At 31.1% G+C, this 11,943-nt stretch carries 11 protein-coding genes; 6 read left to right on the forward strand and 5 right to left on the reverse strand.

Annotated features, from left to right (window positions below):
- Window positions 1–35 precede the first annotated feature (35 nt).
- The 6 genes from BMY33_RS00180 (at window position 36) to BMY33_RS00205 (ending at window position 7,309) form a co-directional block, all read left to right on the forward strand.
- A complete protein-coding gene (locus BMY33_RS00180; protein ID WP_091403822.1) occupies window positions 36–926 on the forward strand; it encodes a DUF72 domain-containing protein in 891 nt (296 codons plus the stop codon).
- A gap of 207 nt (window positions 927–1,133) precedes the next feature.
- Window positions 1,134–1,523 carry a hypothetical protein gene (locus tag BMY33_RS00185; protein ID WP_091403825.1) on the forward strand — a complete coding sequence of 130 codons (390 nt, stop codon included), beginning with the start codon at window positions 1,134–1,136 and terminating at the stop codon, window positions 1,521–1,523.
- Window positions 1,524–1,610: 87 nt separating this feature from the next.
- The gene (locus tag BMY33_RS00190) at window positions 1,611–2,720 is read left to right on the forward strand and encodes a DEAD/DEAH box helicase (protein ID WP_091403828.1); all 1,110 of its coding nucleotides are present in this window, start codon (window positions 1,611–1,613) and stop codon (window positions 2,718–2,720) included.
- A gap of 221 nt (window positions 2,721–2,941) precedes the next feature.
- Complete coding sequence (locus BMY33_RS00195; RefSeq protein ID WP_170836968.1) at window positions 2,942–5,422, forward strand: ATP-dependent Clp protease ATP-binding subunit; 2,481 nt, start codon at window positions 2,942–2,944, stop codon at window positions 5,420–5,422.
- A 62-nt stretch (window positions 5,423–5,484) separates the two neighbouring features.
- Entirely contained in the window at window positions 5,485–5,934 is a 450-nt protein-coding gene (locus BMY33_RS00200; protein WP_091403834.1) for a hypothetical protein, read from the forward strand.
- A 22-nt stretch (window positions 5,935–5,956) separates the two neighbouring features.
- Window positions 5,957–7,309 carry a DUF5458 family protein gene (locus tag BMY33_RS00205; RefSeq protein WP_091403839.1) on the forward strand — a complete coding sequence of 451 codons (1,353 nt, stop codon included), beginning with the start codon at window positions 5,957–5,959 and terminating at the stop codon, window positions 7,307–7,309.
- Between the two features lie 60 nt (window positions 7,310–7,369).
- Here BMY33_RS00205 and BMY33_RS00210 read toward each other — a convergent pair whose 3' ends face one another.
- The 5 genes from BMY33_RS00210 to BMY33_RS00230 all read right to left on the reverse strand — a co-directional run bounded on the left by BMY33_RS00210 (window position 7,370) and on the right by BMY33_RS00230 (window position 11,943).
- On the reverse strand, window positions 7,370–7,744 hold the full coding sequence (locus tag BMY33_RS00210) for a response regulator (RefSeq protein ID WP_091403845.1): 375 nt from the start codon (window positions 7,742–7,744) through the stop codon (window positions 7,370–7,372).
- Complete coding sequence (locus BMY33_RS00215) at window positions 7,741–9,942, reverse strand: PAS domain-containing sensor histidine kinase (RefSeq protein ID WP_091403851.1); 2,202 nt, start codon at window positions 9,940–9,942, stop codon at window positions 7,741–7,743. Before BMY33_RS00215 ends, BMY33_RS00210 begins: the two co-directional genes overlap by 4 nt.
- 152 nt (window positions 9,943–10,094) lie before the next feature.
- Window positions 10,095–10,490: a hypothetical protein gene (locus BMY33_RS00220; RefSeq protein ID WP_091403856.1), complete on the reverse strand. Its 396-nt coding sequence runs from the start codon at window positions 10,488–10,490 to the stop codon at window positions 10,095–10,097.
- 83 nt (window positions 10,491–10,573) lie between these two features.
- Entirely contained in the window at window positions 10,574–11,194 is a 621-nt protein-coding gene (locus BMY33_RS00225) for a hypothetical protein (RefSeq protein WP_091403859.1), read from the reverse strand.
- Between the two features lie 5 nt (window positions 11,195–11,199).
- Window positions 11,200–11,943, reverse strand: a complete 744-nt coding sequence (locus BMY33_RS00230; protein WP_091403862.1) for a hypothetical protein — start codon at window positions 11,941–11,943, stop codon at window positions 11,200–11,202.

Below are 11,943 nucleotides of genomic sequence, written 5' to 3' on the forward strand. Positions count from 1 at the left end.
TACACTATTTATAGTGAAAATTTTAAATAAATATTATGAAATTTGGTAAAGTAGAACATCCAGAAGCTATAAACTTTCTCCTACCAAAGGATCATCCAGATACTTTAAAAGTTCTTAAAGAAGAAGATAAAAAAGATATATCAATTTATGTAGGATGTGCTAAATGGAATAAGCAAGATTTGAAAGGATTTTATCCGAGAGGAACAAAAGATGAATTACATTATTATTCGAGACAATTTAATTGTATTGAATTAAATGCTACTTTTTATAGAATATTTTCTGAAGATCAGTTTAAAAAGTGGTATGATAAAACACCTGAAGGGTTTAAGTTTTTCCCAAAACTTGTGCAGAATATATCCCATCTTAAAAGACTGAATGAAGATGTGCAGCCCTATGTTGATCAATATGTAGCTAATGCGATTCATTTAAAAGAAAAGTTAGGGACGATTTTTTTACAGATGCATAGCAATTTTGCTCCTAAATATTTTGATAGAGTTGTACGTTTTGTAGAGAAATGGCCAAAAGAATTATCGTTAGCTATAGAGTTTAGACATACAGATTGGTTTAATGACAAAGTAGTCGCTAATGAATTGTATGACTTGCTAGAAAACTCTAATGTCGCTAATATAATTACAGATTCCGCAGGAAGAAGGGATTTGTTGCATATGAGACTTACTAATAAAGAAGCTTTTATTAGGTATGTAGGGGCAAATCATGAAACAGATTATACGCGATTAGAAGAATGGGCGACTAGATTAAGATTCTGGAAAGATCAAGGGATTGAAGATATTCATTTTTTTGTTCATCAAAATATAGAAAAAGAATCTCCATTGCTTTCTAGATTTTTCATTGAGTTGATGAATAAGGAGCTAAATGCAAGACTTCATTTGCCCAGTCATGCATCTGATGAAGCTACTCTATTTTAGTCTCAAAAGCTTCGATTTACGGTTTTAGCTTTCTTGTTGTAGTCTTAATCAGTCGTAAATAGTGTTAAAAGTGCAAAAATATTTGCACTTAATCTTGTTTATGTGTATTTTGCCGATGTTTTAAAATAATACTGTTCAAATTATCGATATTTAATTTTGGTATTGAATTAAATTTGAACTTGTGTTAATAAGCCAAAAGATATACATATGACTAAACTATTACGCCCCGCTTTATTATTTGTTTTTGTATTGTGTTCTTTTAATATACAGGCACAGGAAGATATATTAAAAGAAACTATTATCCAATTTAATAGTGATATGACAACTTTTGACTTTTCCATTCCTCATGAAAATGAAATCACGCATGATAAGAAAGTTTTTTCTTACGAATGTGTTTTTGAAAATGCTAATCATAATCACGCTAACCACGAAGTTCTACATTCAGAAGATATAGCGTTAATTGATATTATTACTTCAGATGAAGGAACAGACTTTAACTGTTCTGGAGGTTTTTGTATGGATAAATCCCATTTTCATAAAAAGGGATTGACATTGAAAAGGCAACTATTTGATTATTTTATGAAAATCTCTTGCTAAAATTTTAATTAATTTATTCGATGTATTGACCTATTTTGTTGGGCAATGAATTTATTCATCTATTTTTGCATCATAAAAAAATAAAGGATGAAATTTTCAGAACTAGGTGTTCCCAAGGACCTCAATAAAGGTCTTAAAGAAATGGGGATTATTAACCCTACAAAGATTCAAGAGCAATCAATACCAGTGCTTATCAATAATAGAGTTGATTTTATTGGTAAAGCTCAAACAGGTACTGGTAAAACTGCTGCTTTCGGTATTCCTTTATTAACTACAATTGATTCCCAAAAAAAGGAAGTTCAAGCCTTAATTTTGGCTCCTACAAGAGAGTTGGGGCAACAAATTGCGAAACAACTTTTTAAATACACGAAGTATACTGATAAAATTTTTACAGAATCGGTATATGGTGGAGAAAAAATAGAAATTCAATTATCTAGATTAAAGAGGCCTACTCATATTATTGTTGCAACTCCAGGAAGATTAATAGATTTAATTGAAAGGAAAGCTGTCGATATTTCTAAAATCAAAACTATTGTATTAGACGAGGCTGATGAGATGTTAAGTATGGGATTCAAAAAGGATCTTACTACTATACTAAGTAAAACTAAAGGATATAGAAACGTATGGCTTTTTTCTGCTACTATGCCGTCTGCGCTCAATGAAATTATTAATTCCTATGTTGATAAGAATGCCGTAAGAGTATCAATTGATAAAAATGATGCTGTTAATAAAGGTATTGATCATCATTTTGTAGTTGGAGAAGAAGTTAATAAACTAGATACGCTTACATATTTTCTTAAATCTAATAAGAATCAAAGAGGAATTATTTTCACTAAAACTAAAGCTGCAGCTCGTAAGCTATCAAAACAGTTGATAGCGAAAAACTACGAAGTTGGTTTGTTAGAAGGGGATATGACTCAAAAAGATAGAGATAAAGTAATGCGAGCGTTTAAGAAGGGCACTATGGAATTACTTGTGTCTACCGATGTAGCTGCTAGAGGAATAGATGTAGCTGATTTAGCATTTGTTGTTCATTATCAATTACCAGATCAAATAGAATATTATACACATAGAAGTGGTAGGACTGCTAGAGCAGGAAAAACAGGGTTGTCATTAGCATTCATAGTAAAACAAGAACTAAAGGTAATTAGGGATTTAGAAAAAAACCTCGGAATTAAATTTACTCAAATCCGTTAATATCTTTGAAATAATTACCTGAAAACAGGGGGCTTCTTTTACCCAAATACGAGGTAGAGATATTCGATATTTAACTATATTTTTGGTTTAGCTAAAGTATTTATCGTTTTTTTAAGGGAAAAACTACTCAAATAGTATCAAAATGAAATTTTATTTTGAGCAATTTGATAATTTTTTGCTAATTATTCGGTTATTTATTTACTTTACGAAAAACCAACTTCATGCAAATACTAGATTATACGTTATCATCAAAGGTTGATAATGCAATTCACATAGCACAATCAATTGCTAAAGAGTATCATAATGATGAGTACAATGCTGCACATCTATTAAAAGCTCTTTTGCATAAAGATGTAGGATTAAAAGATTTTTTTAATCAGATTGATGGCGATATATATTATTATGAAGAATGGTCAGAAGTTAGAATAGAGGCGTTACCAAGAGTAGTGAATATTCCTGATGCTGTCCAGGGCGATAAGTCGATAGAAGCGGTATTTAACGAAGCAGACACTCTTAAACTTAAATTAGGTAAAGATGAGATTACCCCACATGCAGTTTTAATTGCATTATGCACTCCAGGTGTAGGGTTTTCTTATGAGCAGTTAAAAACATTACCGCTTAAAGCAGATGAAATTTTAATTGCAGCAACCCAAGGTAAAACTGGTAGCGGAAAATCGGTTTCTACAAAAGGAGGAGTAACAACTTCTAAAGGGCAAAAAGGAGATTCTGGGATATTAGAAGAATATTGTTTTGACAAAACTTTTGCAGCTAAAAATAAACAATTAGATGATGTTTTTGGAAGAGATGCTGAAGTAAAGATGATTACTGAGATTTTAGGAAGACATTCGAAACCCAATGTATTGATAACTGGAGAACCTGGTGTTGGTAAAACAGTGCTTTTGGATGGTTTTTCGGAGGCAGTAGTAAACGGGAATGTTCCTGATGGATTAAAAGATGCTCAAATTTATGAGTTAGATTTTATCAATCTCGTTTCTGGGGCAAGTTATAAAAGTGAGGTAGAAGACCGTTTCAAAAAGATTTTAGTTGCTTTAAAAGAATTCGATAAACCTGTTTTGTTAATTGATGAGATTAATAATTTAACAGATAAAAACAGTGGCAACCAAGGATTGGTAAATATTCTAAAATCTGAATTAGCTAAAGGGGAGGTTACCTTCATTGCGACAGCTACGAATGACGCTTTTAGAAAACATATCGAAACGGATGAAGGGCTTGCTAGAAGATTTGAGATTGTTGCTTTAGATGAGCCATCAGAAGAAGATGCACTTACCATGATTTCTAATACTATCGATAAGTATAAAGAACACCATAGTCTAGATATTATAGATGAAACAATCGCCGAGGCAATAAGGCTTTCTAAGCGTTTTAATAAAGATAGAAGTCTTCCTGATGCTGCTATAGATCTTATAGATAGAACAATGTCAGCTTCTAGGTATATGATAGAAACAACTGCAAATAATGTAGAGGCATTATTGAAGGATGTAAAGGAAATAGGTGAAAAGAAATCCGAAGAAACCGATAAAATTACTGCTGTAAGTTGGATATATAATAATCTAAAAAGTAAATTTAGTTATTTATTATTCAATGAACTAGGAGAGGATGAAATGGTTCTGGGAGAAGAGACTTTTGATACTTATAAGACGAAGATTGTTACCATTTTGGATCAGTTTTTTAAGAAAGCCTCAGAGGAGAAAACTTTTATTGATAAAAATGATGTTTCTGCTACAATAGCAAATAAAACAGGAATTCCAGTAGGAAAACTTCAGGCAGATGAAAAAGAAAGGTTACTCAACATGGAGGATCACCTTAAGAAAAGAGTGATTGGCCAAGACCATGCAATTAAAACTATTTCTGAAGCTGTTTTGGAATCTAGATCTGGTTTAAGTAAACCTGGCTTACCAACCGGTTCTTTCTTTTTTACAGGTCCTACAGGTACAGGTAAAACGGAGTTAGCAAAATCATTGGCAGAATTCTTGTTTCAAACAGAAGATGCGATCATTAGATTTGATATGTCGGAATTTAAGGAAGAGCATTCGGCAGCATTATTATATGGAGCACCTCCTGGATATGTAGGGTATGAAGAAGGAGGATTATTAGTGAATAAAATAAGACAAAAACCATATTCTATTGTACTGTTTGATGAAATTGAAAAAGCACATCCATCTGTTTTTGATATTTTCCTTCAAATTTTGGATGAAGGAAAGTTGAATGATAGATTAGGTAAAACAGGAGATTTTTCTAATGCTGTTATCTTATTCACATCTAATATAGGTAGTGAACATGTAGTGAAATCATTTACTGATGGTGAGATTCCTAAGTCATCGGATTTGTTAGAGCTGATGTCCAGAAATTTCAGGCCTGAGTTTTTAGGGAGATTAACAGAGATAGTTCCTTTTGCTCCAATAACAAAAGAGAATGTAGTAAAGATTTTTAATATTCAATTAAAGGACTTGCATAAAGCTCTTAATAAGCAAGAGGTTACATTAGAATTAACTGAAGCTGCACAGGAATATTTGGCTTATAAGGGATTTACCCCCAAATATGGTGCGAGACCGTTACGAGGAGTTATTAGAACTGACTTAAGAGGCCCTTTGTCTAAAATGCTGATTACGGGTAAGATAGGTAAAGGTAGCAAGGTGGGTCTCGATGTAAAAGATGAAAAAATGGAATGGTCCTACGAATAAAGAACCGTATCCTGCAATAAAATTAGTATATTTATAATTCACAATCATTATTTAGAGAAAATATGAGCAATAACACATATGGATTAGGAGGAACAGAGGTAAAAACCGATGCTAGTGAAGCTATATTGGAAATCGGACAAAATAAAACACTTCTTGTTCAGAAATTAACCCAAGATCAGCCTATTAAGCCGCAAATTGTAAACGGTTTGACATCTATTGATCATGTATTTGAAAATTATAAGCCTGAGGTAGAGGTAGAGTTTGAAGATGCGGATGGAGTAGAGAGTAAAGAAACTTTGAAATTCAGTCATTTAGGTAATTTCGGAAAAAAAGGTATCATAAACCAGAGTAAGTTTTTAAATGATTTAGATACTGAAAAGGACCAGTATTTAAAGGTAGTTAAACAACTTAAATCCAATAAGATCTTAAAAAGTGCTTTAGCAGATCCAGATGCGAAACAGGCATTGATAAGATCAATTCAATCATTATTAGCAGAATTACAGCAAGGTTAAAAGATAAAGACACATAAATCACATGGCAGCAGGAAAACAAGCTCAAGAGAGTGTTAAAATAGAGAATCCAGCAAAGGAATTAAAAATAAACGAAGAAAAATTAGCTAGATATGGCGGTTTTGATCTTTTAGAAGCGTGTATAGATGACGTTCAGAATATGAATCCTGATCGTAAGGCTCGTAAAAAGATTTTTCTTACCGAATCAACTAAAAAATTAGAGAGAGCAAAACTTCAAAAAACATTAGAGATTTGGAGTGAAGTTTTATCATCTTCGGAGGATATTTCTGAAATGGTTGAAGAATCGGAAAAGCGTTCTGAAATTGCGGGTAAATCTTTGGAAAAAAACCTAGGAGCAGCTTTAGAGCAAACTAGGGAACTAGAACAATCATATAGATCGGTAGCCTTATTTTTTAAGAATACAGAGTCTCAGAAAGTTAAAAATATCAATATCATGAATGCCGAATTGGAGCAGTTGAAAGATCTTGATAATACTAGATTTATTGATGCTATTCAGGAAGAACTGGTTCAAGGATATGATCGTCTTGATTTAAGAGATAATTATGGTATTTTGGTTATACCAGGTTATTTAGGGTCTAATAAAGTAGTAGAGAAATGGGCTAAGATAGCACATGAAAATAAGGTAATGATGATTACTGATTTTGAGCATCTTGATGAGCCAGATGATGTAATGGAAATGTTTGAAGCTGCTAATCTTACAGGTGGAGATAAGTATAGGTCTAATGTTATGATGGCTTGTAACTGGTTAGTAGGAAGAGGGAAGCATGATGAAGTAGGAGAAGAAGATGATCTTTTTGTACCTCCATCTAGTGCATTAGCTGGACAGGTATATAGAACATTAATGTCACAGGTTGCTGCAGGTAAGAAACATGGTGGTATTAATGAAGTTGATGGCGTTAGATTTGACTTAAAGAAAAGTGAAATCGCTCAGTTAGAAAAGCTTGGATTGGTGCCTATGGTTAATGAGTATGGAAAAGTAATGGCTTTTTCTGCTAAAACATTATTTAATGGTGATAATTTAGGTCTACAAACGTATTCTGTAGTTAGGGTATTTGATTATGTTACCAAGGTATTAATGGACTTTTTGAATAGAAGAGCTTTTGAAAACTTTAATGCAAGAACCCGTAAAGAGTTAATGGGACAGATTGTTAAGTTTTTGGATGAAATTACTGGTCCAGATCAATTAATTGAAGATTTTTCGATTAAGCGTTTTGAACAAGATCCAAATCAAAAGGATAGAGTATATTTAGATATACATATGAAACCTTATTTCCCAGCAAAAAACTTTATGATTAAAATGGATGGTCAAAAAGGAGATGATGGGACTGATTGGGATTCTGATTATGAACAACAATAACAGAAAGTAATAATTAATTATTATATATGAAACGAACGCTCTTTTAGCGTTCGTTTTTTTTTAATTAATTTTTTGTTTGACTTTTGAAATAGCGGATAAAAGTTTGTCAAAATTAACGGGCTTAGAGAAATATTTATCAAAGCCAATTTTAATAAATTTTTGAGCATCACCCGGCATAGCGTAAGCGGTTACGGCATATATAGGAATGTTTTCTAACATGTCTAATTTCTTGAAACGTTTTAATAATTCGCACCCATCCATCTGATTTAGACCGAGGTTTATGTCTACGAGAATTAAATCTAGCGTGGATTTTTTTACCATTTCTAAAGCAGTTGGACCATTTTCTGCAATCATCACTTTCGATGCATTTTTAGAAAGCATCCTATTCATAACCATGGCATTTATTTTATTATCCTCTACGTAAAGTATATTCATATATTTTTTGGGATTGTAATAATGAATTTTGTTCCTTGATTCAATTTGCTAATAACTTCAATTTTTCCTCCAAGGATTTCAATGTATCTTTTGGATAAGCTTAGACCAATTCCTGTCCCTTCATATTTTCGACTAAGGCCTATGCTTTCCTGAATAAATGGATCAAATATTTTCTTTAAACTATCTTTTCCAATTCCAATACCAGAATCTTTTATAGTAATTTTTATCTTTTCTTTCTCTCCTTTTACTTTTACTAAAACCTTTCCCTCATCTGTATATTTAATGGAATTGTGAATGATATTATTTATAGCCGTTCGAAAAATATCTTCATCAATTAAAGCTGATGGACAATCTTCATCAAGTTTTAGAACATATTTTAATTTTTTTGAATTCGCAAAATGGCGATATTCTCTGTAAGACGTCTCTATAGTGTAATTCATGTCAGCCTCTACATAGTTTAGATTTTTTTGAATCGTTTCTATTTCACTAAAATGCGATAGATTGTTTATAGTGGCAAGAAGTCTTTCTTTACTTTCATCTAAATAAGCACTTAGTTTTTCACGTTCTTCTGGATTTTCTTCACCAGATAATAAAATATTGCTTATGGTAACAATACCATTAAGAGGAGTCCGTATTTCATGACTAAAATTTGATAGTATATTTGATTTTAGGTTACTTAGTTCTTGTTCTTTTATATGCGCTTCTTTTCTAGCTATTTCCGCAGTCTTTTGTTCAGTAATATCATGAAAACTAACTAGAATTGAATTAACGTTATTTTCCTCGTCTTTAATAGGAGTATATTTTGATTCTAACCATTGCAAAGCCCCTTTGTAAGTAGTTCTCTCTATTTCTTTTTTGACTGTATGTCCTTTTAGAGCTTCATTGAATTCATGAAAAAATGAGGTTTTAAAATTTAGTGGCATTACTTCTATAAAAAGTGTAGGTTCCGTGGTGGGATCCACATTAAAATCTCTTTTTATTATTTTTAAAGAATCTTGATCTGCCATCAATATTTCTCCAGAAGTATTTAGTAAAACCGTATAAGCAAAACCATTATTAATCATGGCTAATAACCTACTATGATTTTCTGCTATCGTATGCTCATTTAATTTTCTTTGGTGCACATCGATAAGGTTACCAATCATCCTGGTAGTTTTGTTATTTTTATCCTTTTTTCGATATCCGTAGATTTCATAATATCTATAATCACCCTTTTTATTTTTTATTCTGTAATGATTAAAATAATGATGACCTTCTTTTTTTAGACCTTTAATATGACGTTTAATAGAATCATCTAGGTCATCCGGATGAATTAATTTCTTTAATAAATCGGTGGATATGAAATCTTTATCTAACGGTAATCCAAGCATTTTCTTAAAATCCGTACTGTAGTAAGTGGCATTAATATCAAAATGATGATCAAATAAACCAGAACGTATGCCTTTTAGAGCTAGACGTTTGGTTTCTTCATTGTATTTTACTTTTTCTAAATAGTTATATCGTTCCGTTATATCAGCAAAACTACCATTAATAAAAACTACTTTGTCATTATGAATAATAGGTTCTCCTAAAACTCTGATCCATTTTTCTGTACCCTTTTCTGTAACTATTTTTTCTGTATAATCAGTAGGTTTTTTATTGATTAAATCCTCAAGAAACTTCCAAATTTTTGGTCTCGATTCTGGGCGGTAATAACTTATTGCCTTTTCCATTGTTATAGGAGTTCCTGGTTCTAAGTCGTGTAAGTTGTAACATTCTTTAGAAAAAAACATTTCTTCACTAATTGGATTGTAATACCAAGCACCTGTTTTGGTCAATTTTGATAATGAAATAAGCGAATAGTGTTCTTTGTTTTCTTCTGTAATATCGATTCCAGAAGCATAAATAAGATCATTGTAAAGAATGAAATCAAATTTTAGAGTTAGTATTCCAGTATTGGACGCTGGAGAAAACCGAAACGTATAGTTCTGTGGGGATTTAAGATTACAACATTTAGATATGATTTCTTCGAATTTATTTTCTTCTTCATCAATAATAAAATCCCTAATAGACATACCTATTATCTGATCACCAGGCAATTGAAATAGTGTTTCACTACGTTTATTGGCATAATGTACATTTCCTTCTTTATCTATAATAATAAGATAAAGCATTGTTTTTTCTGTCAAAGTAACAAACTCTTGTCCCGTAAATGCCATAAATAATGTAGGTGATTAGCTTTTTAAAGTTACAAAAATGATTTATATAAAGAAGCGTTACGCTGCTTTATATCGAATTACAATCTTTTTTGTAGGTTTTAATTGTTGTTTTTTTATAATTAATATGGGAGTATTGATATATAAAGAGGTACTTATTTAGGTCTTTTTATAAATCTATAAATTATAATAATTACTCCGATCAGTATAAGTACATATAATCCATAAGATTGCCATAAGGAATTACTTTTGGTAGTGAGTAGGAGTGGTGTTTCTTTATTGTATAAAATTTTAATTGTATCTCCTTCATTGTCTAATGGACCTATAAACGGGATATGCATTAGCTTTACGGTACTTGTGAGACTATCACCTTCTAAAGTTTTATAAGCAACTTTGGCAGTTGCAGAAGATCTCCTAGATCTAACTTTGAAATTAATTTCCTGGATTACAGCCTCGGTTTCAATATATTCTGTAGTAGTGTCTTGAGCGATTAGTGAAAAAGAAAAGCAAATAAAAAAAATATTGATGTAATAGATTTTAAAATTTTTCATTGTTGGTCAATTAGAATTCTAAATATACTACATCAATATTGGATTAAGAAATGAAATTTTTATTAGATAAATTTTAATAAGATTTACCAATTTGTTTCCATTTTTTTAATGATTTCTTGTTTTGATTTTTCAGAAGCTAGTGAATTTTCTTTAAACCAGTGTATTGCAGTGTCCTTGTCCTTAATTAGAAGAGACATTGCGGCGATTCTTACCTGGCGTCTTATTTTTATAAACTTATGATAGTCATTTAACCATTCGTGTTTTTTTTCAATTCCATCTAAGATACTTTCTAGTGTTGGAAACTTGTTGAATAAATTAAAACCACCATCTTTAATATTTTCAATAATTTCATTGGCAATACTTTCTACTTGATCCGAATTATTAATAGGGATTGAAATAAAGTTGTTATCCGTATCTTTAAAGTGACTGATAGATCCAGTAATTATAGGATACGAATTTAGAAAATCCTGAATTATCTTTTTATCTAAAGAATTCACTTCCTTATAATAAATACCCGATGTGATACCTATATATGTTTGACCTGTATGCGGAGCTCTTCCTTTTCTGGAGGAAAAAGAAATCACTTCTTCTCTTTTATGAAGTTTTTCTTTTCTAATAAAATCGTTTTTACCTCTTTTTGTATATCCTTTATCTATTAAAAAAGAACCTACTTTATCTTTTACAGATTCTAATAGGTTATTCATGTTTATTAGATACAATATTTTTCTAATTCCGGATAATCTCCGAACCAGAACTTGAAAGCTTTTTTATTAATACCATCTTTCCCTAACCACCAATCTACCGGATAATTCCAATCAGAGCTATGAGTTTTCGTTGGAGCAATAGCCAAATTAGTATATTGATTTAATAAACCTTTATGTTCTTCTGTTTCTAAAATACTGCAGTAACCTAAAGTTTCTAGAAGTGCCTGCCTTTGTTCAGAATCAGATTTAAATCCTTTTATTTTAGAGATTTTTTTTTGTAACTCTTTTTTTACAGTATCCTTGTTGTTTGCATTTTCTAATATTTCTAATATTTCTAAAAATATTTTATAATCCTCTTTTTTAGGTTTGATACTTTTTAATTCATTCGTTTTCTTAAGATAATAAAAATAGTCTAAGAGATCAAAGCCTGTTAATCCTCCTATTTCCTCAAAGGACTCTTCCACTAATTCAGTATCCAGCTCAATTTGTTCATAACTAGAACAAAAATCACAAGGTGATATTCGTGACGGTTTTTGATTTTTTACAAGTTTGAATTTGTGTTTCGGAAATGACTGCAGTATTGCAAAAACTGGTAAACCGCTTCTGAAACTTAAATGATCTGAACTCAAACTCGATAAGAATGCAGATGTGTATTTTATTTTATCCGCCTTTTTATATTCTACGAAAATTCCTTCTATTAATTCATCGTGACTTACGATATCTTTTTCTAATAGTTTATCAGTATTCAT

Origin of the sequence: Aquimarina amphilecti (genome assembly GCF_900109375.1) — a bacterium.
Classification (GTDB): domain Bacteria; phylum Bacteroidota; class Bacteroidia; order Flavobacteriales; family Flavobacteriaceae; genus Aquimarina; species Aquimarina amphilecti.